The organism is Pedobacter sp. GW821-FHT01D05 (assembly GCF_059422505.1).
Genome location: NZ_JBWKXA010000006.1, coordinates 119,293 through 144,826, shown reverse-complemented (window position 1 = coordinate 144,826; position 25,534 = coordinate 119,293). Strand labels below are relative to the sequence as shown.

Annotated in this window: 18 protein-coding genes and 1 tRNA gene; 9 read left to right on the top strand and 10 right to left on the bottom strand. The window is 40.5% G+C overall.

Annotation, left to right across the window (positions count from 1 at the left end; all coding sequences use genetic code 11):
- Nucleotides 1-78: 78 nt before the first annotated feature.
- The 8 genes from AC07VK_RS20240 to AC07VK_RS20205 all read right to left on the bottom strand — a co-directional run bounded on the left by AC07VK_RS20240 (nt 79) and on the right by AC07VK_RS20205 (nt 12,839).
- Nucleotides 79-630: a GNAT family N-acetyltransferase gene (locus tag AC07VK_RS20240; RefSeq protein ID WP_492962997.1), complete on the bottom strand. Its 552-nt coding sequence runs from the start codon at nt 628-630 to the stop codon at nt 79-81.
- A 631-nt stretch (nt 631-1,261) separates the two neighbouring features.
- Complete coding sequence (locus AC07VK_RS20235; RefSeq protein ID WP_492962999.1) at nt 1,262-3,115, bottom strand: glycoside hydrolase family 2 protein; 1,854 nt, start codon at nt 3,113-3,115, stop codon at nt 1,262-1,264.
- Between the two features lie 337 nt (nt 3,116-3,452).
- Nucleotides 3,453-4,532 (bottom strand): glycoside hydrolase 5 family protein, encoded by a 1,080-nt coding sequence (locus AC07VK_RS20230; protein WP_492963001.1) that lies wholly within the window; start codon nt 4,530-4,532, stop codon nt 3,453-3,455.
- 14 nt (nt 4,533-4,546) lie between these two features.
- Nucleotides 4,547-5,587: a glycoside hydrolase family 43 protein gene (locus AC07VK_RS20225; protein WP_492963003.1), complete on the bottom strand. Its 1,041-nt coding sequence runs from the start codon at nt 5,585-5,587 to the stop codon at nt 4,547-4,549.
- Nucleotides 5,588-5,711: 124 nt separating this feature from the next.
- Nucleotides 5,712-6,689, bottom strand: coding sequence for a glycoside hydrolase family 43 protein (locus AC07VK_RS20220; protein ID WP_492963005.1), 978 nt, complete (start codon nt 6,687-6,689; stop codon nt 5,712-5,714).
- 308 nt (nt 6,690-6,997) lie between these two features.
- Nucleotides 6,998-7,699, bottom strand: a complete 702-nt coding sequence (locus tag AC07VK_RS20215) for a DUF3823 domain-containing protein (RefSeq protein WP_492955525.1) — start codon at nt 7,697-7,699, stop codon at nt 6,998-7,000.
- Between the two features lie 12 nt (nt 7,700-7,711).
- Nucleotides 7,712-9,616 (bottom strand): RagB/SusD family nutrient uptake outer membrane protein, encoded by a 1,905-nt coding sequence (locus AC07VK_RS20210; RefSeq protein ID WP_492963007.1) that lies wholly within the window; start codon nt 9,614-9,616, stop codon nt 7,712-7,714.
- A 19-nt stretch (nt 9,617-9,635) separates the two neighbouring features.
- Complete coding sequence (locus AC07VK_RS20205) at nt 9,636-12,839, bottom strand: SusC/RagA family TonB-linked outer membrane protein (protein WP_492963009.1); 3,204 nt, start codon at nt 12,837-12,839, stop codon at nt 9,636-9,638.
- A 715-nt stretch (nt 12,840-13,554) separates the two neighbouring features.
- Here AC07VK_RS20205 and AC07VK_RS20200 point away from each other — a divergent pair.
- The 4 genes from AC07VK_RS20200 to AC07VK_RS20185 all read left to right on the top strand — a co-directional run bounded on the left by AC07VK_RS20200 (nt 13,555) and on the right by AC07VK_RS20185 (nt 18,585).
- The gene (locus tag AC07VK_RS20200) at nt 13,555-16,725 is read left to right on the top strand and encodes a ligand-binding sensor domain-containing protein (RefSeq protein ID WP_492963011.1); all 3,171 of its coding nucleotides are present in this window, start codon (nt 13,555-13,557) and stop codon (nt 16,723-16,725) included.
- Complete coding sequence (locus AC07VK_RS20195) at nt 16,710-17,534, top strand: response regulator transcription factor (protein WP_492963013.1); 825 nt, start codon at nt 16,710-16,712, stop codon at nt 17,532-17,534. Before AC07VK_RS20200 ends, AC07VK_RS20195 begins: the two co-directional genes overlap by 16 nt.
- 350 nt (nt 17,535-17,884) lie before the next feature.
- Nucleotides 17,885-18,325 carry a DoxX family protein gene (locus AC07VK_RS20190; RefSeq protein WP_492954487.1) on the top strand — a complete coding sequence of 147 codons (441 nt, stop codon included), beginning with the start codon at nt 17,885-17,887 and terminating at the stop codon, nt 18,323-18,325.
- A gap of 172 nt (nt 18,326-18,497) precedes the next feature.
- Nucleotides 18,498-18,585 (top strand) — tRNA-Ser (locus tag AC07VK_RS20185).
- Nucleotides 18,586-19,130: 545 nt separating this feature from the next.
- Here the strand turns inward: AC07VK_RS20185 and AC07VK_RS20180 are convergent.
- Nucleotides 19,131-19,790 (bottom strand): hypothetical protein, encoded by a 660-nt coding sequence (locus tag AC07VK_RS20180; protein ID WP_492963016.1) that lies wholly within the window; start codon nt 19,788-19,790, stop codon nt 19,131-19,133.
- A 740-nt stretch (nt 19,791-20,530) separates the two neighbouring features.
- On the opposite strand from AC07VK_RS20180, the gene AC07VK_RS20175 reads away from it, so the two are divergent.
- From AC07VK_RS20175 to AC07VK_RS20155, 5 genes are all read left to right on the top strand, one after another.
- Nucleotides 20,531-20,659 (top strand): hypothetical protein, encoded by a 129-nt coding sequence (locus AC07VK_RS20175; RefSeq protein ID WP_492963018.1) that lies wholly within the window; start codon nt 20,531-20,533, stop codon nt 20,657-20,659.
- Between the two features lie 875 nt (nt 20,660-21,534).
- Entirely contained in the window at nt 21,535-21,831 is a 297-nt protein-coding gene (locus tag AC07VK_RS20170) for a hypothetical protein (RefSeq protein WP_492963020.1), read from the top strand.
- A 150-nt stretch (nt 21,832-21,981) separates the two neighbouring features.
- Entirely contained in the window at nt 21,982-22,134 is a 153-nt protein-coding gene (locus AC07VK_RS20165) for a hypothetical protein (RefSeq protein WP_492954484.1), read from the top strand.
- Between the two features lie 13 nt (nt 22,135-22,147).
- Nucleotides 22,148-22,348 (top strand): hypothetical protein, encoded by a 201-nt coding sequence (locus AC07VK_RS20160; RefSeq protein ID WP_492963022.1) that lies wholly within the window; start codon nt 22,148-22,150, stop codon nt 22,346-22,348.
- Entirely contained in the window at nt 22,332-23,303 is a 972-nt protein-coding gene (locus AC07VK_RS20155; protein ID WP_492963024.1) for a sterol desaturase family protein, read from the top strand. Before AC07VK_RS20160 ends, AC07VK_RS20155 begins: the two co-directional genes overlap by 17 nt.
- A gap of 229 nt (nt 23,304-23,532) precedes the next feature.
- Here AC07VK_RS20155 and AC07VK_RS20150 read toward each other — a convergent pair whose 3' ends face one another.
- Entirely contained in the window at nt 23,533-25,398 is a 1,866-nt protein-coding gene (locus AC07VK_RS20150; protein ID WP_492963026.1) for a LuxR C-terminal-related transcriptional regulator, read from the bottom strand.
- Between the last annotated feature and the right edge of the window lie 136 nt (nt 25,399-25,534).

Here is a 25,534-nt window from a genome sequence, read left to right as displayed (position 1 = left end):
AAGTTTTTTAATCGGTAAACATGAGTGGAACTATTATTTTTAAAATATTGATGGCTATTGTTATTGGCGATTTTCCTTTTATTGTTTTGGATAACCAGTAAGGATAAATGTGAGCATGCCCGGAACATTTACATGCGTATTTTGATGATCGCTTGAAGCAATTTTAAAGCCCATTTTTTCAAGTAGTTTTACAGAAGGCGGGTTGTCGCTGGATGGGTAAGCAACAATGGTTTTAATGCCCATTACCTCAAATGCATATTGAAGTATACGCGTAACAATCTCTACCATTATGCCCTTACCCTGAAACTCCGGGAGCAACTCATATCCCAATTCTACAGTCTCATTCCGGAGATCAAAATTCCAGAGGCAGGCTGCTCCAATCATAGCATTATCGCCTTTATAAGAAGCAACCCAGTAGATAGATTCATCACTATTGATCAGATGATCAATTTTATTGATGTATGCGATGGCTTCATTAATATGCACAAAAGGAGCCTTGCCTGTTAAAGCAGCCACTTCAACATCCGAACGCAATTGATAAATTACCGGAGCATCTTCCAGTGAAAGCCTGCGAAGGATCAGCCTGTCGGTTTCTAGTATTGGGAAAGTGGAAAAATCGAGTGGTTTCATCTGGTTAACTTAAGTAAGAATTGCTGCGATCAATATTATTATCTAGTGGAAGATAACGATTTTTTCATGTGAATGAAAGTTTCTCGATCAGTACAAGGCGAATATAACCAATTACCACTTATAGGTACTTGCTGGCGGGCAGCATCGGCCCCGACTCACCGAAAAAAGCCCAAACGCAGCCTTTGGCTTTACCTTTTAGGTAACCAGGAGGTAAAGAAAAGGTAAGCCAGGGGTTAACCTGGGGTTAACTTGGTATAAAGAAAGGGTAAACAACAGGTAATAAAGGGGTAAACAAATATTAGCATATTTCCTTGCCCAACACAAAGCACCCTTTCAGTTGCGGACAAATAAAAAAACTCATTTACAATAATAAAATCATTGAAGTTGTAGCATAAAAATGGAATTGTCATCCTGAGAGGTTAGTTTTAGAAAAACAAAGGAGGGGTGATAACAGGCCCGCAGAATCGTCATTTCGACCGCAGTGGAGAAATCTTTGAAGTATGTTAAAGATTTCCCCATTTCGCTGCGCTTCAGTCGAAATGACGACTGATTTTCTAAAATTTAGTGATTTACAGATACAATTGCAGCGCGCCTTATTATGCTGAGCATACAAAAAGCGATAAATGATAAGTTATTGCTTTACCGGCACATTTATCTGGTAAAGCTTATCGTGCAAAGCTTTCATCTGTGCTTCAGAAAATTTGATGTCTTTTCTGTCGTAGGTCATCAAGCCATTGGTTTCTACCTCTACATCGGTAGTTTGGGTATACACTCCGGCAGAAAGCCCTAATGGTATTAATTCTGCTAAACGTTTCGTAAACTGGGCGTATTTATTAAAAAGATCGGTTTTGTTTTTAAAACTCTGATACCCCCAGTTGTTTTTCTGTTGCCACACGTGGCCATCAATAGGCAGGCCAAGCCCACCAAACTCACCCAGCACAAGGGCATACTCTTTTCCAAAATAATCAGGACTCGGCATAGCCGGGTGTGGGTAATTGTGCAGGTCGATAATATCGCCTACCGGATAGAAATTACCTCCACTGGCTGTATTCACCAGTCTTGAAGGATCTTTCTCTTTTGTCCATTTGGCAATTTCTACTGTTTTAAACTGGCCCCAGGCCTCGTTAAAAGGTGTCCATACCACAATAGAAGGTACATTGTAAAGTGCATCGATAATGGCATTCCACTCTTTTTTATAATATCCTTCAGATTCGGCACTTCTGTTTTGGTCTGATCCATGGTCTAAAACACCAGGTCGGTTCTCCCAGCCGTTACCAAGGTCGCCGCTTGGCATATCCTGCCAAACCAGCATACCTGCTTTATCGCAGTAGTAGTACCAACGTGCAGGCTCTACCTTAATGTGCTTTCTGATCATATTAAAACCCATTTCTTTGGTTTTATCTACATCGAACTTTAAAGCGGCATCTGTTGGTGCGGTGTAAAGTCCATCTGGCCACCAACCCTGATCTAAGGGACCATACTGGAAAACAAATTCATTATTTAACAGCATACGCTGAATACCGTTCTGATCTTTTCCGATTGAGGTTTTACGCATGGCAAAATAACTTTTCACCTCATCAACCTTTTTATTTTTAGCGATCAGCTCCACTTTCAGGTTGTATAAAAATGGATTTTTGGTATTCCAAAGTTTAGGATCCGCAATTTTTAAACTGATTGCGCCCGTGCCATCAGCGGTCTGCTCAGCCACTTTGGTCGTACCATCCCATGCCGAAACCTTAACCAGATCGCCTGTGCCAGCGCCAGTTAAAAACGGGGTAACCGATACGGTTTGCTGATCGATATCGGCCGTTACTTTAATGTGATCGATATGTACTTTATTTACTGCCTCAATCCACACCGTTTGCCAGATACCGGTTACCGGGGTATACCAGATGCCTTCCGGTTTTTTTACCTGTTTTCCCCTTGGTTGAGGGCCTTCATCTGTCGGGTCCCAAACTTCTACTGTTAAAGTCTGGTTTCCACTCTTGTTTAAAAACGGTGTAATATTAAAACTGAAAGGATCGAAACCGCCTTCATGTTTACCTACCGCTTTACCGTTGATGCTTACAGTACTTCTCCAGTCAACCGCACCGAAATGCAGCAAAATTTCTTTGCCTTTCATGTTTGCAGGCACAGTAAAGCTGGTTTTGTACCAGAGCAAACTATCTTTACCTACTGTTTTGCCAACACCCGAAAGCGAAGATTCTACCGCGAAAGGCACAAGAATTTTACCCTGGTTAATTGCAGGTTGTTGCGATTTTGCAGAAATGGCATAATCCCAAAGCCCGTTCAGGTTTTTCCAGTTGCTGGTCCGCTCAAACTGTGGCCGCGGATATTCTGGCAATACATTTTTAGGATTAAAGTCCTGCGCCCATGGTGAAGAGATTTTCCCTTTTACCATCGACCACGATTTGTCCTGCTGCTGCGCAGAAAGGGAAAGCGAAAGTCCCAGCAGCGAGATAAGGATGGATACTTTTTTGTTCATTGGTTTAAATTTGTGTGTTAAGGTTTGGGTTTGGCAATGTTTTTAATTTAGCAAAGAATAGTTTCATCCTGAAGGCCTATTTGTTTCATAAAAGTCAATATGAATGACATTTTTTGAATTGATAGGCTGCGAGGAGTCGTCATTCCCAACCCGATTGGGAATCTTAATGCAATAAGCCTTAAGATCCCCGCCTACGCGGGAATGACGAACCCTTTAGTGAAACCTGTCAATGGTAACCTGTAGAAGGACCTTTTTTTCAAATAATGGTCTTCGACTCCGCTCAGACTGACAATAATTTTTATGAATCTCTTCTTCGGATCTTCCTACTGACAATAATTTATTTGTTATTGAGTTTTTTAATCAGGTTAACTTCATCCAGGCGGTATGGGGTACCATCAGGCTGAAAGATTTCGTGAAACCACTCAATCGGATCAGATCCATCGGCAAGTGGGGTATCCCAGGCATATTTGGTATTGGTTTTACCCGCAGCAAAACCCCAGTTAATGGCGCCTACATTTTCGTTCTTTAGCATGGGCAAAATATTAGCGAATCGGCTGTTGCGCGATCGGGCCATATATTCGGTGCAGATTAGCGGCCGGCCGCTGGCTTTTAACAGATCGATGGTTCTTTGGTGCCAATCTGGTGCCTCGTAGTTATGATAGGTTACAATATCTGAATTGGCCAGCTGTATTTCGTTAAGCTTTTCGAAACCCCAGCTCCATAATCCGATAGAAATGGGCTGATCGGGATTAACCGACCTTGCCCAGCTAATGGTTTTGGTTAACAAAGGGATGGTGGCTTCTAACTTCCCGCTATTTCCGGGTTCATTGTATAAATCCCAAAGTAAAATTCTTTTATCATGTGCAAAATGAGTAAGTACATCTTTCACATATTTTTCGAGTTCAGGGAAATTGGCTTCTTCTTTAAAAGCCGGATCGCCGGGATCTTGCAACCAGCCCGAATTGTGAACACCCGTTTTAGGTTCGGGCTGCTTACCAATGGCCGAAGTTTTATTCCAGCAATCGTCGAAAAAAACAAACATTGGTTTAATGCCATGTTTTTGGGTAATAGTCAAAAATTGATCCATTCTCTTTTTAAAACCTTCAGGATCCTGACTCCAGGCTTTACTGAACAGGAATACACGCAGTGTATTAAAGCCGATTCCTTCAGCCCAGCCCAGTTCTTTATCGATCAGATCGGGAGAAAAAGTATCGGCCTGCCACATTTCCAACTGGTTAATGGCATTGGAAGGAATGTAGTTGGCACCTGTTAACCATTTATGTTCTTTGTACCAGGCATTGGCTTTTTCAATCGACCAAACCTTTGCAGGTTCAGTGCTTTTTTTAGTTTTTTGCGCAAACCCCAGGCTGATGTTAAAGCTCAAGACAGCAAGTAGCGCGTAGTTTTTTAAATTCATATCGGTATATCTGATTATTTTTTATTGTGGTTTGATGGTGATGTTAAGTTCAACCCTGCTTTTACCGGGGTTCCAAAATTTGGTGTCCCATCGCTATTCCAGCTAAACTTTTGGGCCCGGGGCGAGCGGAAACCTCCGCAGCCCTGGCCCGGTTTATCATTGGCGTGATATAGGATCCAATCTTCTTTTCCATCTGGCGATTTAAAAAATGAGTTATGGCCCGGGGCATAAACGCCGTCTTTTGGCGATTGCTGAAAAACTGGTTGATCGGATTTTGTCCAGGAGGCAGGGTCGAGCAGATTGCTCTTGGCCGAAGCTGAGAGCATACCCAAAGCATAAAAATCTGTCCAACAGCCACTGGCCGAATAAATGATAAACATTTTATCACCATGAGGCAAAAACTGTGGTCCTTCGTTTACATCCACGTGCGCTCCTCCACCAAGGTCTCCGATTTTTTCCCAGCTAAATTTGGGCGTAGAAATCTTCACCCGCTTCCCATCTACTGTCCAGGGGTTTTTAAGTTTGGCAATGAAAATTTCCTGCTTACCGTTTTCATCTCCCTCCCATCCAGACCAGATCATATACAACTGGCCTTTAAAATCGATCACATCGCCATCAATGGCCCATTTATCAGTCGGATCGGTAATTTTGCCTTTAAACACCCACTCACCTTTCATCGGATCGGCCGAAGTATTTTCTAAAACGTACATGCGGTGGTTTTCGTTTCTCCCATCATCTGCTGCAAAATAAGCGTACCATTTGCCCCTCAAAAACATCACTTCGGGCGCCCAGATTTCTTTACTATACATAGTTCCTGCTGGTGCTTTCCATATGGTTTTCCGCTCCGCATCTTTTAAGCCATCCAGGGTTTTGGTTTTCCAGAGATCTACACGGTTTCCGGTTGTATGGGTATAATAGTAATATCCGTCTTTGTAATAACTATAAGGATCAGCTCCCGACGGCAATAAAGGATTGGTAAAGGTTTGTGCATATAAACCTGCTACAGGTAACAGGCACAATGCGACAAACAGATATCTTATTTTCAAAGCATTCATTTTAATTCTTCACGTCTTTTATGTTTTTTGATCAACGATTAGTTAATCTTTAAAAAAAGCGATTTATTTTCTTAAACCGGCCTATTTTTATCTCAATATTTCTACAAATGCAATCAATTAATCTTTAGAACGTTTTTGCTGCACTTTGCATTAAAAACCGAAAGCTTTCGGGATCGATCTGCATTCGAAAGTGCCCATTTTTATCTTTTATAAAGGCCGCTTTGATTATAGCTGTAGCTCTTGGCGATACTTTACGATTGGAATGATGGGTATGGAAAACATATTGTAATGCGCCGTTTTTATCCATAAAGAAATCGCCATGCCCGGTACCGTTTATTTTCAATACCTTTTTACTGATAATCGGGTTGCCCTGATACTTTATCCATGGTCCGGTAGCTGAGGTTGAGGTAGCATAACCCACTGCATAATCAGGATTTCTGAAATCATTAGCCGAATAAAAAAGATAGTAAAGATTTTCCTTTTTGATTACCGTTGGTCCTTCAGTTACCGGCCAATCGGTTTTCGCTGTATTTTCCCAGGGTGCTGTTCCCGATAAACAAAATTTTGTTGTTTCGGGTATTACATCAGACAAATCATCTTTCAGTTGTGCTACAAAAATCCTGTTGCCATGATCGAGCTTTACATGGAAGAGGTAGTTGTTTCCATCTGTATCGGTAAATACAAAAGGGTCGATCTGCTTGCCTATGCCTGAAATTGCTTTTATTTCTTCCTGAACAAAAGGCCCTGCGGGGCTATTACTACGCGCAATGGCAATCTGCTCATCGGCAGTATAGGCCATAAAATAGGTTTTACCTCTTTTAAATACCTGCGGCGCCCAAAAACCCTTGTTTCCAAAGGTATCGCCCTTTTTCAATGCAAATCCTTTATTTTTTCCAGTGGGTTTAGTCCAGTTTTTAAGGTCGCTGGAAGCATAAACCAGAAAACCTTCATCGCCACTGGTGCCATATAAATAATAGACACCGCCATCTAAAAAAATCGTTGGATCGGCCAGGTAAATGGTATCGTTTAATTGCTTAGCAAATGCGTTTTTACCAATAGAAAATACGAAGAAGCATAAAAAAAAGGCGAAAATATATTTCATTTAATCATGATTTACTAAGGGTAAGGTAATGATAATTAGGATATTCAAAGCATAACATGTCATCCTAAGGTATCGTCATTGCGAGAAGGCTTTTTCAGCCGACGAAGCAATCTTTATAGCAGAATCACTAGCATGAAAGATTGCTTCGTCGTTCCTCCTCGCAATGACGACCTTTCTATAGGAATCTGTCATTGTAGCTTGTCGAAGGACCTGCTTAATATATGATTAAAGCGTTTCGACAAGCTCTCCGTAGGAGTCCTTTGGACAACGTGACAAATTCTATTTTGATTTAAAATACCTTCCTTTTTTTAAAAACTTATTTTAGTAACAGGCGTAAAAATCAGGTCATCTACTCCTGCAATTTTAACCCCTATCCTGGCAAAAACATAATTTTGTGTTGGTACAATTGTGGGGATACTTACACTCATATTTAAGTTATTAAGGTCGGCAAGCGCTGCACCTCTAAGTTCTTGTACCCCGATATTATTGCCACCATCTACAAACTGTGTTTTGTTGATATAGAGCGATACACTTTCTATGTCCTTTGCATTGGCATCAGTGATAATTTTTTCCAGTTTGCAGAATCCGTTCACTTTTCCAGATGCAGCGGTTAAACTGGCATTACGGATCATGTAGTAAGGCATTACCTCAATATCCATCACTTTGTTACCGCTAATGTTTATCGCGATGGTATCTTGTTTACCGGCTGCATTCTTTTTCCACAAAAACGGACCCTGGTTTGGGGAGAAAACCAGTTTATAGTTCCCATCAAATAACTTAGCCGAGTAATTACCGTCCTGATTAACATTTACGTTTAATGCGGAGTAGTTGCCAAAGCCAGATTGCCAAAGTTCGAAATTTACCTGGCCATACTGCACACTGATTGCTTCGCCCTTATATACGATCCGTCCTGTAAAATCGGCTGCGGGTGCCTCGTAATTATCTTTTTTACAAGAGGAGAACAACACGGCTATAACTGCCCCTATGATGAAATAAAATCTATTTTTCATGTCTGTATCTGATTATTGATTAGGGTTTCTGATAATTTTCGGGTTGCCATTAAGTACATCCTGCCCGATTGAAGAGTAGTAATTACCGATACGGAAGCGGTGCGCTGCAGTTACACGGCTAGGTTTAATCACTTTAAAGATATACTTCAGGTGATTGGCATTACCTGGGTTGTAATATTTATAGGGCCACAAACCAAACACCTGGGTGCTGGTACGTATTGCGCTACCGATATTGCTGGCATTGGTAAAATCAGCAACCGACATATTGTTGCCGTTCCATACTTTATCGGCCAGTCTCCAACGTTTCATATCCCAAAGCTGATGTCCTTCAAAGGCAAATTCTACTTTACGTTCATGTACGATACGGTCGAAAGTAATATCGGCCGGACTTAGTGCTGTGGTTAACCCCGCGCGGTCTCTTACTGGTTTAATATAATTGGCTGCAGTAGCTGCATCGCCCAATTCAAAAGCGGCTTCGGCAGCATTTAACAATACTTCGGCATAACGGTAACGGATCCACCATACCTCACTTCGGGTACCAATCTGGCCTGAACCTGTAGCAGGATCTAAATATTTACGCACATAAAAACCAGATTGTGCACTGAATTCAAGTCCATCAACAGGACCATCACCACCCACTACCTGCACCGAACCTGGGTTACCGGGAAGTACATTGCTTTTACTCTGCGCAAAATTATCGCCCGTTACAATTGTACCATTGGCTAATTGATAACCCGCCCATATATCAACCGTTTTACCTTTAAACTGTGTTCCGGGAAGAATTACAGTACCGGCTAAACGCGCATCGCGGCCAGCAAAAATATCGGTGATATTGGTATAATAAACCGGGTTCCCACTGCCATCAACCGAAGCTAAAGAGGCATAGGTATTATCCAGTTTTTCGAAAGACTGCACCAGATTTAATGAGGGGTTTAACCTTCCTCCCTGTGCTTCTTCGGCAGAAGAGCGTGGCTGGTTATCGATGGTAAAACCATGTACTTTATTGGTTTTCAATTTAAAATCTTTAGCAAATATTACCTCCGGATTGCTGCCTTTATCGGTAAAAAGGGCTGCAAAATTATCAGACAGGTTTGGGTTCTTTTTGTAAAGTGAATATTTACCGCCATCGATAATTTCTTTTGCCGCATTTAAGGCTTTGGTAAAATAACCATTAGCCATTGCAGCAGGAATGCCAACCTCTCCACCCGGAAGGGTTAATTGGGCATTGCTATATTTTGCAATAGAACCTGCATAAAGTGCCGCTCTCGATTCCATGGCCAGGGCTGCAGCTTTTGTAGCCCTGCTCTGTATGGTTGCATTATCCGGAAGTATGGTTTTAACGGCTTCCAGTTCAGCAATCACAAAATCGTAAATTTCAGATTCCTTTGCCCTTGGGTATTGCAGGTAACTTGGATCTCCGCTATAATCATAAGTCAGGGGAATAGTAATCAAAGGCACACCGCCCATTCTTTTTACCATTTCGAAATAAACACCAGCCCTGATAAAACGCGCCTCAGCTAAAAAACGGTCACGATCTTCAGCCTTCAAAGCAGTAGCTTCCTGCCCACGTTTAATAAACAGATTCAGATCGTTTACCAGCCTGTAAACGCCCATATCCCAGTATCTCCACGCGTCGTATCCGTATTCTAAATTCTGGTGGCGACCATAATCGCCGCCTGCTGAGGCAAAACCCTCATCAAAATCGGCAAATAACCACCATGATTCGATACGTTGAAAATCAGGGAAACGATCGTATAGATCGCCAACCACAGTAAGCACCAGGTTAGGGTCTTTCCACACGGCGTCGATCGGCAGCGTACTGGTAGGCTGTTTATCCAAAAATTCGGAATCTTTTTTACACGACTGCGCAAAACTTAAACATGCAATGGCAGCAAATGCGTATATATATTTTTTCATTTGATTAGTCTTTTTCATGTTACAGCGTTAGTTTAAGGCCTATATTAAAGAACTTGTTCTGTGGATACTGCAATCCATTATCGTCTGCAATCTCAGGATCTACACCATAATCTTTTAGGTTATCGATAGAGAACAGGTTATACCCGTTTACATATACCCTTGCATTCTGGATCTTGATTTTTTCTGCCCATCTTTTTGGAATGGTGTATCCGATTTCGAGTGTACGGGCACGCAGATAACGTACGTTGTGCAACCAGAAAGTCGAGTTTCTGGTATTGTTACTATGATCGCGATCATTAAAACGTATTGCAGGATATTTACCAGCTACCCATGGACTGTTAAGGTCGTAAAGATTAGTACGTTGCCAACTGTCATCAGCAAAATTCTGCAGCAAAGCACCTCCGTTCTGGAATGCCCAACGCTGCTCCCAGTTCTGGTTCCATGAATACATGGCACCACCAGAAAAATCGGCCGTAAAATCGAAGTTTTTATAAGAGCCACCGATGGTGAAACCAAAGCCAATGTTAGGCTGCCCGGCAGTGGTATAACCAATAGGTCTTTCATCTAAACCATCAATAATCCCATCACCGTTCTGATCCTTGTAAATTAAATCGCCAGGCAATAAAGAGCGGTTTCCTTTTCCATCGATATTCACTTTGTAATTATTAATTTCATCGATACTCTGAAACTGACCGGTTACTTCATAACCCCAAAAAATGTCGGCATATCTATCGGTACCATTACTTCTGTAATTCTCCCACGAGTTGCCAAAACGTGGTTTATATCTTTCTAAAAGTTTTTTTCTGCTAATGGAAATGTTTCCGCCAACATTGTAGTTAAACTCGCCGATTTTATCTCTGTAGTTTAAAGAGAATTCACCTCCAAACTGTGCATCGCTCTCCAGGTTTTCAACATTTAAAGGATATCCCAGTTCAATCGGAACAATCACGTCGTTTTTAATGGCGGGTAAACCTGAACGTTTTCTATAAAAATAATCTGCTGTTCCCGAGAGTTTGCTTCCGAACATCGTAAAATCCAGACCGATATCGGTAATTTTGCTTTTAAACCAGCTCAGGTTATTGATAATCGGCCCCTTATCTCTTGAAGTAGTAATGTTTTTTCCATCCAATATCACGCTGCCCTGATTGTAGTTATAACCCGGGATATAGGCAAAAGGATCGATCCCCACATCATCATCCCCTAATACGCCATAAGAAGCACGAAGTTTCAAATCGTTTAAGATGTTGCTTTCGCCTAGAAGCGATTTCATAAATTTCTCTTGTGTAATCCTCCATCCAATTGATGCAGAAGGGAAATAACCTACACGCCTATCGGGTGCAAATTTCCAAGAGGCATCTCTACGACCGGAAAGCTCCAGGTAATATTTATTGTCGTAGTTGTAATTTAACCTACCTACATAACCGATACGGGCCTGTTCTTCCTGTATATCAGCAAAATCCTGCCCATCCATATCGGCAAACTGCAGCACAGGTAAAATATTAGTTTGTGGTACAGCGTGTTGAAAGGTATAAGTTCTAAAACGGTCTAAACGCTCGGCTACAAAAACGCCACCTACGGTGTGTTTACCAAAAGTGCGGTTATAATTGGCCTGAAGCTGATAGGTATTGGTGTATACTTTTTCGTTCCTACGTTCTCTGTACGGGTTTGAACTGCCTACTTTTTGTTCGTAAATGCCCGTTTCCGGATGGTAGGTATATACATTATAGGTATATTCATGTCCATTAATTACGTTATCGGCAATGTAATAAGAATATAAACCTTTTATTTCCAAACCTTTAATGGGCGTTTCGTAAGAGGCTGATAAATTGGTCTGTAAAACCCTCCAGTCTGATTTCCAATAACCGCTTAAGGCTTTACTCTGAACAGCGAACTGCTCGGTATTGTGCCCGATATCGTTCGGGTAATTCGGATTGCCATTGGCATAAGCCTGCTCAGTAGGTCTGTTCCTCAACAAGGCAAAACGGGCCGCCCAGTAATCATCTCCTCCGGGTACACCTGGCTGATCGCGGCTTTCGATACGGCCATTGATGAGCATCCCCACTTTAAAACGGTCGGTTATTTTAGCTTCGATATTACTCTGAATATTGGTCCGGTTAAATTCGAATTCCCTTGCCGTTCCATATACACCCTTCTGATCTAAACGGGTAGCAGAAAAGTAATAGTTTACCCGGTCACTTCCGCCCGAAGCACTTAGGTTTACTGAAGTTTGCGGAGCGTTTGGTGCAATAATAATATCTTTCCAGTTTTGACTCTGATAGCCATACTCTGTACCCGCTTTCCATTTATCCAGTTCGGCCTGGGTAATACTGGTTGATCCGTTCTGGTTCATTTCTGCAGTAGCCTGTCCCACTTTCCACTGGTAAGCATTGGTCGTTTCCGGAAAACGTACCCAGTTCTGCCAGCCCGTGTAAGCATCAACACTAAAAGTATTGCGGGTACTGTTTTTCCCCCTTTTGGTGGTTACCAAAATTACACCGTTTGATGCCCTGCTACCATAAATAGCAGCCGACGCATCTTTAAGCACACTGATACTTTCGATATCGTTAGGTGAAATGTTATTGAACTGGCCAGCATCCTGTTGAATACCATCGATAACATAAAGCGGGTTACCCATGTTACGGATCTGGATATTGGCGCTCGCACCAGGTCTTCCGTCAGGCATCCTGAAAGATACACCTGGCAGCTTTCCGGCCAAGCCTGTACTTACCGTAGAACCGCCGTGCACTTTTTCGAGGTCTTTGCTACTGATTGATGAAATGGCGCCCGTAATGGCTTCCTTTTTCTGTGTGTTGTAGCCCACCACAATAACTTCAGACAGGTCGTTATTAGAAGGCTTAAGGCTAATATTGATTTGTGTACGACCAGCCAATGCAACTTCCTGATTGGCGTATCCCACATAAATAAAGATCAGGGTAGCATTTTTATCGCTTACCTGAATTTTGAATTTTCCATTACCATCTGTAGTTACTCCTGTATTGGTACCCTTAACTTTAATACTGGCACCAACTACCGTTTCGCCCTTTTCATCAGTTACTGTTCCGGTAACAGCTGTTTGCTCCTGGGCACTGAGCTGAAAGGAAAGTAAGATTAAGGTGATGGAAGTAAAAATAGCGGAGAGGACTTCACGTTTCAAAAACATTTTTTGAAGCGGATACCAATCCAGGCAGACAAAGCCACCATAAGAGAATAAACTTCTTTTCATATTAGGTTAGGGATTTGGTTAGTTAAAGAGCTAAATGGATTTAGTTCTATTTAATTCTTATCCAAAGATTCGGTTTTTAGCTTTTCAGAGGGATACGCATTTGTATCAATCTTTCTTCATTTTGTCTCGATTTGTAATTGAGAAGTTAGTTTTGCCACGGAGGCACAGAAAAACGGAAAATGCCACTCAATGCGTCATCCTGAGTTCAGCTCAGGATCTTAAGCAACAGTTTTTTGGAAATGAGAGGCTGGCACATTTCGGTTAGGAAAGCCCTGCTATCTCTTCAAGTCCTCACTCATGCTTCGCTCCGGGCTTTACGTTCTATCAGGTTTATTTAACAAAGGCCTGTAGCGCTATTGAAATCAGCCTCGCCGATTTTTTGCGTTAGGGATTGTAAGGGTTCAGTACCGATCCTTCATCGGTACCGGAGCGAAGCGCAGCCCTGAAAAGCCTGACCTTTGCGCAGCTTAGGTAACGCCCGGATTAGTTTGCAATTGGCAGTTAACAGTTTTATAAAGAAGAATAATACGCAGATTAGCCTGCTATTGGCAGTTGAGAGTTTTCAGGCCTATAAAATTTGAGTTTCTTAAATCTTTAGGGCTTTCCCAAATAAAAATGGAATCTGTCTCAATCTTTCTACGTATCCGCTCAAATTCAATTTAGCCTGAAAGCAAAGCATTTCTTTAATATATTTGATGCAGCTGACCAAGATATCTTGAAAAAACTCTTCATCCTTTTATGTCTTTTGTTTTCGGTGCACCTGCTGTGGGCACAACCTTATTATTTCAGGCATTATCAGGTAGAAAACGGACTTTCTAACAATACCGCCTTTTGTAGTGTGCAGGATGGAAACGGTTTTATGTGGTTTGGCACAAAAGATGGCTTAAACCGCTTTGATGGCTATTCTTTTAAAACCTATCGCCACGACCCAGACCAGGCCGGCAGTTTAGGCAACGATTTAATCTATGCACTTCACCACGATCGGGAGCAAACACTTTGGGTAGGCACCAACAGCGGCGTGTACCAATACAATCCGGCTAACGAGCGCTTCAGCATCATCAAAGAAACCAAAGGGATGCGGATTATAGATCTGGCCAGCGATCTGCATGGAAATTTATGGATCTTATCTTCATTCAAAATATACCTTTATCAAAAGCGCACTAAGACGGTACGGGCTTTTACGCATAGTGCACCTTTCGACGCCTCCCTGGTAACGGTTTTAAAAGATGGCAGTGTATGGATCAGTACCGGAAGGGGGACCCTCGAAAAATACAATCCCAAAGCGAATAATTTTCAGCGTTTTAATATCAATGGTAAAAATGCCAAAACCGAATATGGCTGGGTATCCAGAATTGCAGAAACCGAAAGTGGGAATTTACTGGTAGGCACCACCAATCAAGGTGTCAAACTTTTCAACCCTGTTACTTTAGCATCGAAAAATATACTCCGGTTAAACGACGACCAAACACCAATTTTTGTTCGGGATATCAAAAAAACAGGCCCTCATGAGTTTTGGATTGCCACCGAATCGGGCATTTACATTTACAATGATGAAAATGGAGCGATTATCCACATTAAAAAACAGTACAATAACGATTATTCTTTAAGCGATAATGCCGTTTACACCATTTGCCTTGACCGCGAAGGAGGCGTTTGGACAGGCACCTATTTTGGCGGTGTAAATTACTATTCGAGCCATACTTCACTCTTTACCAAATACTTTCCGCAAAAAGGCACTAATTCGATCAGTGGGAGCGATGTAAGGGAAATTACGAGGGATGGCAACGGAAATTTCTGGATCGGTACGGAAGATGCCGGCCTGAATAAACTCGATATAAAAACAGGAATATTTAAACACTTCTTACCCGATGGAAAACCTGGAAGCATCGCCTATTCCAATATCCACGGTTTATTGGTTGATGGCGACAAACTCTGGGTTGGCACTTTCGAACATGGATTGGATGTTTTAGACCTGAAAACAGAAAAAGTAATTAAACATTACCAGGCAGGTGTTGGAAATGCCTTACGCACCAACTTTATTGTTACTTTCTGTAAAACACGGTCTGGTGAAATTTTAGTTGGAACCATTAATGGAATTTACCGTTATAACCGCAAGCGCGATGATTTTGAACCTATTGCCGGTCTCCCCTTTATTTTTTACGATTCGGTTATTGAAGACAGTAAGGGCAATATGTGGGCGGGCAGTTTTAATGATGGTTTATTTCAGTTTAACCTATCTAAACCTGGATATGTGAACTACCGAAATAGCCCTGGGGATGCGAACAGTTTAAGCCATAATACCGTAAATAGTATTTTTGAAGACAGTAAACAACACATTTGGGTAACCACAGATGGTGGCGGACTTTGCAGATTTGATCAGCAAACACATCAGTTTAAGCGTTATGGAATAAAAAATGGTTTTCCCAGCAATTACCTGTTCCGGATTGAAGAAGATGCTGTAAACAAGTTTTGGATTAGCAGTACCAGGGGGCTTATCCATTTTGACCCCAACACAGGCCTTAACAAAACCTATACTAAAGCCAACGGATTGCTTACCGATCAGTTCAACTACAGTTCTGCCTATCAGGATGAGGATGGCCGAACCTATTTTGGGAGCGTAAAAGGGCTGGTCAGCTTCAACCCCGCAAACTTAAAGGCAACAGCTTACCAAACGCCTGTATTTTTAACCGGGTTTCAGATCAACAGTTCAGAAATCGGTGCAAATGGGACAGATTCTGTTTCTAACAGATCGATCGTTTATGCCGATACCATCGAACTGAACTATAACCAATCTTCTTTTAGTATCGATTTTGCGGCATTAAGTTATCTCTCGCCCGAAATGACAGAGTATGCCTATAAAATGACAGGGCTTTATAAAAACTGGGAATATTTAAAAACCAACAGGAAAGTTTATTTTACCAAACTTGCCCCCGGGAATTATATTTTTGAAGTGAAAGCATTGGTTGAAGGAAGTAGTACCTGGAGTACCAAAAATGCCAAATTACTGATCAAAATCCGTCCTCCTTTTTACCTCAGCCCTATCGCCTATCTGCTTTATCTGATCGTCGCAGGAGGAATTATTTTCTTCCTGATACGGAGATACCACCGAAAAATTGCGTTAAAAAACAGCAGAAGAATGGAAGTTTTTGAACATGAAAAACAAAAAGAAGTGTATCAGGCGAAAATCGAATTCTTTACCAATGTTGCCCACGAAATCAGGACACCGCTCACACTGATTATCGGCCCGATGGAGAAACTGATTAAACAGGCCGATGCCATACCTGCAATAGAAAAGAATTTACGGATTATGGGACGGAACACGGATAGGTTGCTCAAATTGACCAATCAGTTACTGGATTTCAGAAAAACCGAAACCAGCGAATTTTCGCTAAACTTCGTAAAGGCCGATATTTCAGAAATCCTCAAAGATGTATTTCTTCAGTTTCAACCCGCTGCAGAACAACAGGACATGAAGTATAACCTGCATTTACCTGAGAAAAAACTCTATGCTTATATCGACGTTGAGGCTTTTTACAAAATGATCAGCAATTTGGTAGACAATGCCATTAAATATGGAAAAACCATGGTACAGATCAATTTATCATTGCAGGAAGGCGATAAGTTTGCGGTGAGGGTAAAAAACGACGGACATAACATCCCCATTGAAATTAAAGACAAGATATTTGAACCTTTTTTTAGGGGCAAAGAAACCGAAATAAAGGCAGGAACGGGAATAGGTTTATCGATTTCGAAATCGCTTGCTCAACTACATAGCGGAGAGCTTTATTTAGATTTTAATGATCGTGATTTTAATATATTTGTATTGGAACTGCCTATCCATCAACTTATAGAATTTAACCTGAACGGAAAATGGAAGAAATTGTAGGCAAGCTGACCATAAAAGATGCTGAGGATATGGAAAGATCTGTCGTGTTACTGGTTGATGATAATGAAGATATTCTTGATTTCATTTCAGATGATCTGGAAGAAAAATACCACGTACTACAGGCCAGAAACGGTATAGAAGCATTAGCAATATTACAGCGTGAAATTGTTCAGCTCATCATAAGCGATGTAATGATGCCGGAAATGGACGGTTTCGAATTTTGTGCGAAAGTAAAATCTACCTTAGAATTCAGCCATATCCCCGTTATCCTCCTTACTGCAAAAAATTCATTGCAATCTAAAATTGAAGGTTTAGAACTGGGTGCCGATGCCTATGTAGAAAAGCCCTTTTCTCCGGAATTTTTACAGGTACAGATTTCGAGCCTGATTAAAAACAGGAACAAGATCAAGGAATATTTCGCGAGCTCTCCCCTGCTCCACCTTAAAAGTATTGCTTATTCAAAGGCAGACGAGCTGTTTTTAGAAAAATTACAGGATACCATTAACAAGAACATCAGCAATCAGGAGCTGGATGTGGAGCATCTGGCAGAAAAGATGAATATGAGCCGGCCAACCTTATACCGGAAAATTAAATCCATTTCAAACCTTAGTCCAAACGAACTGATTAATTTGGCAAGGCTAAAAAAAGCTGCCGAGCTTTTAAATGAAGGGGTATTAAAAATTTACGAAATCTCAGAAATGGTTGGTTATAGTTCTCAATCTCACTTTGGAAGAAACTTTGCCAAACAGTTCGGCATGTCGCCCACTGATTACGTAAACAATAAAATAGCGGAGAAGAAGAAAGGCTAATTTTAAAGGGCTACCAAGGATTGAAGCGTATATAAACTAAGATAAATCGTCATTTCGAGCGGAGTGCAGCGTAGCCGAGAAATCTACGTATATAGATCTCTCTCCCGAAAGTTCGGGACTGCGCTTCAGTCGAGATGACGACTCTTTTTATTGAAGTCTAATGGTATCGGAGTCGAAAGATATTAACGTACATTTCCGGCCATTCAATTGCGTGTAGATAATTAGTAAATTAAGCACATCAAGAATTGAAGCGTGTTATTTTCCATCTCAAAATCAAACAATTAGCTAGCTATTGTTATTTTCTTTATTTTTCCGTAAATTGTTATAACCAAAATATAGAAGTTATGAACATGCTTAAGAAAATCCAAAGCTGGGGCGATCACCATCACCCAAAATGGTTAGACTATTTTAGAATCTTATTAGGCCTTATTTTAATTTGGAAGGGTATTGATTTTTACATCAATATGCAAGCCTTTAGTAATTTAATGAGGGGCGCTTTCTTAGGCACAGCTGTGAGCATTAGCTTACTGGCGCACCTGATTATTATGTTACACCTAATTGGAGGCTTAGCCATTACCCTGGGCACACATACCCGTGTATTCTGCCTGGTTAATTTACCAATACTGATCGGGGCGGTATTCTTTGTGAATATTTCTGGTGGTATTTTTAAACCCTATTCAGAATTTTGGTTTTCGGTCTCCGTATTAATCGGACTGGTTTGTTTTGCAATTGAGGGAAATGGTATTTTATCGGTAGACCGGGAAAAAATTTACCCTAAACAGGCGCTTTAGTTTAAACCTAAAGCCCAAAATTGTAGCTAAAATGGCCATTATTGGCCGTTTATTTGTTTTTTTAGAAGTTTTTATGCGAGCTAACTAAATGATTAGCAACGCTTAAAATATTTATGCAAATATTTGAATGAAAATCATTTGCAGATTTGCGCCAAGTTCGTACTTTTGCAGCGGAGAGCTGGCAGAGTGGTCGAATGCGGCAGTCTTGAAAACTGTTGACTGTAACAGGTCCGGGGGTTCGAATCCCTCGCTCTCCGCCAAAAATTAAAGCCTGAAATCTTCTGATTTCAGGCTTTTTTCATTTCGGCCCCATCTAGCGCAAGTCTTAGCGCCCATTGCCTTAGCAAAAGCCTGACTTGGGCTTTCGTTAATCAATGCATTAACCTTCAAAAAAATCCCAGCTAATTAATGCGCAAGTCACCCAACCAGCTGCCTCCCTACTGAAACTTGCGCTATTAAGGGGCTAATAAAGCGCAAGCATTTTTCGAGCAACCGATAACTCCAATCCTTTGTTTTGAGTTCCGGAATCATTTCTAGAAATATCCTATCATAATAAACAAGCTCGATTGTTGGAGTGTTGACATTTATCTCAGCACTGATCCTGAATCTGTTACTCTATCGGCATTAATCAATTCAACGGCGTGCTGTTCCCTTAAGTCCTAACGTAGTATGTGCTACATCTGTTCGTGCTCTTTTTCACTGAAAGCGCTTTACAATCCATCGATCAAATTCCCATTAATATCTTGCTTTGTGTGCAGTGAAGATGAATAGCCATACTTTTATTTAAATTCGTTGACAAACCATATTAGTTGTCTTTTTTAGTGCTATCGATTATAAGTAACTCATCCCAGGGCACTTTTATGAAATTGTAATAAGCAGCACCTATCTCCATGTGGTCTAAGAAAGAAAACTCCCAGCAAAGTCGGCGAAATTGTTCATTGTATTCAAAACTTACTTCAAACTTGTGAAGGTTGTATCTGCGTTCTTTTGCCTCCTTGAATGCGAATTCTTTTATTGCTTTGCGTGCTAGGAACATTTTTCTGCTACCCGCTCCTTCTCTTGGCCAATTGAGTTGCAGAATTTGTCCATAATCATCCAGGTGAAGTGTGATGTTGTAACGTTGGATTCCAATAGGGGTATCCTTTAAGTAAAAGTTAAGTTCGTATTTAGGAACAACCCAGTGCCTTTTATGGGGATCGCCATCCTCGAGGTATTTTAGTACATCAACAATCTGGGCATTGATAAAATGGAGAGAATCTTTGAATTCCCAAAAAGAGTCCTTCATTATCGTTTCAACCTGCTTTTGTATATTAGGCGGCAATTTATCTAGAGAAGAGACTGTCGTAGAGGCTTCCTGATAAGTGTAGGCCAAAACTGTATCCTCCTTAACGATCATTCTCTTTTGAGCATTTGCCGAAATGTGGAAGGAAAATAATAAAAGGAAAATTGTAGTGGAGCGCATCATAGGCTAAATATAGCAAATTGATTTAGCAGGGAGAAACCCTTAAAATTTGGACAAAATCAATGTGTTTGAAATTCACAAAAATTTACTCTTTTCCTCCATCTAGCGCAAATCTTAGCGCCCACTACCTCAAAAGCCTCACTTGGGCTTTCATTAAATCAACACATTAATCTCTAAAAAAATCTCAGCTAGTTAAATATAATGAATGCACAAGTCATCCACCCAGCTGCCCTCCCCACTAAGACTTGCGCTAGTAAGGGGGTGGTCGAATGCGGCAGTCTTGAAAACTGTTGACTGTAACAGGTCCGGGGGTTCGAATCCCTCGCTCTCCGCCAAAAATTAAAGCCTGAAATCTTCTGATTTCAGGCTTTTTTCTTTTATGAAAACTGTCACTCCTCTGAGGGTGGAATAAGTTCCCATTATTAGTTTGCTAACATTTCGAAAGGATTTACTCCCCAACCAATGCAAATCGTAGTAAATATGTTGATGGCCTTGCACTGTTTGAACTTTTTTTGATTGAAAAGTTTTTGTGTTCCTATAACATGATTTTAGCATATTCTTTAGGATTTAATGTTAATGAAGAATATTCCAGGAGGCTTGATCGTGCGATTCCGTGCCCAAAGTTCATTCAGTTATGTAAATTGAATCATTAAACAGTTATTGGACGTAAGATAAATTTTGTAAGTCATAAATTAAATGCCTTTACTCAATCGCCAAACCGGCAGGCCGTAATCTATTCTGCTTTGCATGCAAACATCCAGGATCAGTTTAACCAGGCCGGAGTAGAAATTATGTCGCCACATTATAAAGCGCTCAGAGATGGAAATGCCACCACCCATTACAGCAGACTATTATCAGGCACCAGTATTTAGGACAGAAATATCAATCAAAATAACCTCACCCCACTACCGGAGAAATAAAACTTTAAGTTCCTCCAGGTATAGCGAAATATATTATCGCAATAAAAAAGCCCTAATTATCTGGGCTTTTTTTGTTTATAGTGTGTCCAGAGCCCTCCTCGCTTCCCAAAAGCAGACCTGTAACTTTGTTCGTAAAAATTAAAAATCAATAAAAAAGAAGAAGAAAAACAATTATTGGGATCGATATCGGCGTATCGGCATTTTTTTTGCAGCAAGACAAGTATGAAAAGGAATGATATAATCAGTGCGCTCTTAGGTATGTTGATTATGGCCATCACTTATTGGCTACTGTTTTACAGGCTCTCCTCTCCTAAAGAGCGTAAAGAAATTAGAATATCCTCCTCAACACCACGATTAAAAAACTTAGAATAAGCTCTCCTTACTGATCTTTATTTGGTGAAGCCTTAAATTTTATTTTAGGAATGAATGGCTTTTTTCATAAAAACTATAAATTCTATAGTTTTTATAGTCTTTATGAAAATTTTATATATATTTGTCAAAATGATGTTAATTATATTAACGACAAATTAAAAAGTACAATGCACCATTTACAATATGTTTCCATGCGAATGTGCCTTTCCTGTTGTTGCTGATACAGCAGCGCTCATCACCCCCATTTTTCTTTATTAAATAATTACTGGCCTAAGGCTAACTGCAGAAGTGTAGCTTTTTAAACAGCGTACAAAATGAGATAGTGTCTATCATAAAAAACAAACCCGACAGGGAAGCCCTGCCGGATATTATTCGATAACCATTGTAACGCCAATCACTTCTGGTTATCAAGTTTTACTAACAATTCAAATCATTAAATAAAACTGCATAAATATATGGAAAAACCTATCCATAGAAAAAAAATAGCCGCCAGGCTGATGGTATTTCTTGCAATTGCCATCTTTACCAAAAATGCAAGCGCACAGCAAAGTACCCCAATCATTAGCTCAACGATAATAGGATCAGTAAAAGATTCGATAACGAAACAGCCTATCGGCAATGTGGTTTTGGCCATAAAAGGAACTACACATGCCGTAACCCGCGCAGCCGATGGAAGCTTTGCGTTCCGCACCGGACAAAAATTCCCTTCAAAGAATTTATCCAGGAAGGCTATCGCTGGTTCGATCTGGTAAGACAGGGCGGTAATATTTATGTAGATGTGCTCAAAAAAATCTCCGAAAAATCGGCTGTTTCCTATCCCTCAAACCGAAAGAGAACTTAATACGCTACTCATCCAAAATCCCGGATGTAATTAATTATTAATTTAAAAAAGAAAGAAAAAAATGACAGTATCAGACTTTAGCATCTTAGGAAAAAAGATATTGGTGGGCATTATTGTAACGCTGATCCCCTTTATCATCATTTTTGGTGGCCTTTACCTTACCCAACGATTACTTGGCAACAAGCCAGCACCACAAACCATTAACAAAAACTAAAATTCTATGAACCATGAAAATCGAAGAAAAAACCCGACAGAAAATCATTAGAAATGCGGTATTAAGCCTCTTTATCTATGTATTGCCCATTGTGTTAATGTTCGTTACATTTTACATTACCGGCGATAGGCCCTGGTTAAAACAACAGCATAAAGCTGAAAAAACTAAGTCTGTAAACCCTAAAAATTCATCAAGCAATGGAACCAGTAATTAATTTTATCAAAAACATAATCGAAAACCTGAATGGTTTCGGTTTTCCCTTTTTAGTATTCTTTATTGGCGTACTTGAATTTTCTTTTGGCCTATATAAAGGTAAGTGGCCAAAAAACGAACGTTTTGTTGATATTGCCTGCTTTACCCTGCCCAGGTTGGTAATCAGGCCAATTGTGGCCTACTATGGTTTAAAATTTTTACCAGCCGTACTGCCTGGCTTAAAGAATACCTTTGAGTGGGTTCCTTTTTTTTGGGGCTGCATCATTATTGCCATTGCCGATGATCTTACCCAGTATTGGTACCACAGGCTGCACCATGAAATTCCGTGGTTATGGCGTTTTCACCGTACTCACCACTCTGCATCGTACATGGGTATGGCCATGGCCAGCAGACAGAATGCCATTTATACCCTCTTTTTTTCACAAACCTACTTAACCACAGCCCTGGTCTATTTAGGACTTGGCCTACCAGCCATTGTGGTGAGGGGAATTAAAGGTACCATTACCACCCTGGCCCACTCGAGTATTCCGTGGGATAAACCTTTTTACAAATACAAAATACTGCACCCACTGGCCTGGGTATTAGAAAGAACGATTTCTACGCCTGCTACCCACCATGCGCACCATGCGGCTACAACAGATGATGGCGTGGGTTACTATAAGGGCAACTTCGGCAATATGTTTTTCTTATGGGATATTATTTTTGGCACCGCTTTAATTACCCGCAAATACCCTAAGGCTTATGGCATTTCGCATTACGAAGGCGACCAATGGTATGCACAATTGTTATGGCCTATTTTCAAGTCGAAAGTTGCCGGGAGTGAGCTGGCTAAAAACGGCCCTATGGTGAGAATAGATGAACTTATACCTGCTAATCATACAGAAAAGAGAGATGAAGATACTTTTGAAGAAGAAGAATTTTATTACCGGCCTAAACCCACATTGGTAAAGAATTAATTTTAAAGATCGGGGATTTTTAATCACAGATGCACACAGATAAACACGGAATTTCTAAATCTGTGTGCATTCTTTTATCTCCTGAAAATCGGAACATCTGTGGTTAAATTATATTTACCTGTACCAGGGCCTTAAATATAACATTGCACATATTGCTGTAAGGATTATTTACATACCATATATTTCCGATTCTTCACCGCCCGAAACAGCTATATTGCCTCAAGTACTATTAATGACCTAAATGCTGAAGAAACAGATTAAGATCGTCATCTTTTCCCAAGCCCAGTTTTTGTTTAATCCGGTAGCGGCTCATGCGCACGCTCTTAGGTTCGATGCCCAAACGGATGGAAACCTCCTTATTGGTCAAACCCATCAACATATAAGAACAATATTTTAAATCGAGCCGGGTAAGTGTATGGTTTGCTTTCTCTTGCAGGCGTTCAAAAAAAGCAGGATTGGCGTCAAAAAAATCTATTTTATATTCTTCAAACTGTTCATCCATCTTTTTCTGTTGATTCACAATCCGTTTAATCTGTTCATCAAGCGAAAGATGGCTCTCACTGTTTACCTTGCCCGAAATGAGTTCCAGCAGCTCATTTTTTTCTTCAATCTGCAAATTACCGGCTAATACCTCTTTTTCCAGGCGTTCCTGCCGTTCTTTAAGTAAAGCTTGCTCGGCCTTTAGCTGCAAAGCTTCGGCTTCTTTTAATTGTGCTTTTAGTTCTGCAGCATCCTTTTGCTGGTCAATCAACTCCTGTTTCCTGACCGAGGCTTTGAGTTTATAGTTGTAGGAGATTAACAGGAAAAGTAAGGCTACTATCCCGGTAAGCCCCGAAATGATGTAGAAAACATTTAATTTTTTCGTGTAGGCACTTTGTTGATGGAGATATGCGATTTCCTGTTCTTTTTTTTCAGACTGATATTGTGCCTCGATCCTGACGGTGTTATTTATTTTCTCTTCGTCGAAAGCTTTTTTATAATTCGCAACGTATGCTTTTAGATAATTTAGCGCTGCTGCCTTATCTCCTTTTTTCTCAGCAATATTGGAGAGGCCCTGAAATATTCTGGACTTTGTGAGCGGCATTTTAACCACTCCATCTTCTGTTTTGCCCAAACCAGTTAATAATATTTTCTCAGCCTGATCATAATTACCATCCCGCAGGTAATATTCACTTTTTAACCCGTAACAATTTAATAAAATCTCCTGTAAATTCGTTTTTGTGGCAATTTCAATCGCCTCATCCACATATTTTTCTGCGCTATCGCGATAGGTTGCCGGAAAGTACTGAAAATAGGTATTGGCAGTATTTAGCGCTACTGCGGCAGTATTGCTATATACAAGCAAACGTCCTTCTTGTTTTTTAGAGAGCCATAGCGATTTTTTGTAAACCTTTAAAGTCGAATCCAGCAGATTACGTTTTGTGGTATCCAGCTTAAAGCGGTCAAAAAAGGTTTGTCCGATGGTAAAATAAGCGTTATTCAACAAATCCACCTGCTGGCTTCTTACTGCCGTTGAATAACACAGATCGGCATATTTTTGTTGTTTGGATGGGTTGTTACCATATCCATAAAAGCTGGCCAGGTAATGATATATGGTACTCTCATATTCGTAAGCATTTTCTCCTTTAAAAAAATCGAGTGCTTTAAAGAGTTTGGTGATAGATTTATCATTCTCATCATTAATAAGGTCTAGCCAGCCATTTCTAAACCATACAAAACCTAAGGTAACCCTATCTTTTGTTTTCTTTGCATAGTACATGGCACTATCAAGGCTTTGATAGGCGTTTTTCATGTCTTTTTTCCAAACATATAAATGTACCAGCGTGGCATAGGTCATCGCTTTACTTTTCCCATCCTTTAATCCCGCACTAACCCGAAGGGCCTGATCGGCCAATTGGAAAGATAGTGGAAGATTTTTTTCAAAATTAGCCTTAGCGAGCTTGCACAATATATTTACACGCAGCTCTTTGGTAGTACCCTTTTGTGCAAGTAAATGGTTTAACGAATCGAGATAGATTTTTTGGCCCTCTGCACTTTTAAAAAAAAGGAAAAGACAGATAAAGAGGCTTAATAAAGTTTTCAGTGGTAGCTGCATATTCAAAAATAGAAAAGAAACACTTTTATAAAAGCAGAAGTACAACAAATAAGTGGAATATAGCGGTTTAAACGGCCTTTGTAGTCTCCTTGTAGACGCTATTTTAAAAAAAGGTAGTCGCTGTGTAGCCCGCCTT

Coding starts and splice junctions, on each gene's coding strand:
- AC07VK_RS20240 (WP_492962997.1), bottom strand. CDS start 630: ATGAAACCACTCGATTTTTCCACTTTCCCAATACTAGAAACCGACAGG.
- AC07VK_RS20235 (WP_492962999.1), bottom strand. CDS start 3,115: ATGAACAAAAAAGTATCCATCCTTATCTCGCTGCTGGGACTTTCGCTT.
- AC07VK_RS20230 (WP_492963001.1), bottom strand. CDS start 4,532: ATGAATTTAAAAAACTACGCGCTACTTGCTGTCTTGAGCTTTAACATC.
- AC07VK_RS20225 (WP_492963003.1), bottom strand. CDS start 5,587: ATGAATGCTTTGAAAATAAGATATCTGTTTGTCGCATTGTGCCTGTTA.
- AC07VK_RS20220 (WP_492963005.1), bottom strand. CDS start 6,689: ATGAAATATATTTTCGCCTTTTTTTTATGCTTCTTCGTATTTTCTATT.
- AC07VK_RS20215 (WP_492955525.1), bottom strand. CDS start 7,699: ATGAAAAATAGATTTTATTTCATCATAGGGGCAGTTATAGCCGTGTTG.
- AC07VK_RS20210 (WP_492963007.1), bottom strand. CDS start 9,616: ATGAAAAAATATATATACGCATTTGCTGCCATTGCATGTTTAAGTTTT.
- AC07VK_RS20205 (WP_492963009.1), bottom strand. CDS start 12,839: ATGAAAAGAAGTTTATTCTCTTATGGTGGCTTTGTCTGCCTGGATTGG.
- AC07VK_RS20195 (WP_492963013.1), top strand. CDS start 16,710: ATGGAAGAAATTGTAGGCAAGCTGACCATAAAAGATGCTGAGGATATG.
- AC07VK_RS20190 (WP_492954487.1), top strand. CDS start 17,885: ATGCTTAAGAAAATCCAAAGCTGGGGCGATCACCATCACCCAAAATGG.
- AC07VK_RS20180 (WP_492963016.1), bottom strand. CDS start 19,790: ATGATGCGCTCCACTACAATTTTCCTTTTATTATTTTCCTTCCACATT.
- AC07VK_RS20170 (WP_492963020.1), top strand. CDS start 21,535: ATGGAAAAACCTATCCATAGAAAAAAAATAGCCGCCAGGCTGATGGTA.
- AC07VK_RS20165 (WP_492954484.1), top strand. CDS start 21,982: ATGACAGTATCAGACTTTAGCATCTTAGGAAAAAAGATATTGGTGGGC.
- AC07VK_RS20160 (WP_492963022.1), top strand. CDS start 22,148: ATGAAAATCGAAGAAAAAACCCGACAGAAAATCATTAGAAATGCGGTA.
- AC07VK_RS20155 (WP_492963024.1), top strand. CDS start 22,332: ATGGAACCAGTAATTAATTTTATCAAAAACATAATCGAAAACCTGAAT.
- AC07VK_RS20150 (WP_492963026.1), bottom strand. CDS start 25,398: ATGCAGCTACCACTGAAAACTTTATTAAGCCTCTTTATCTGTCTTTTC.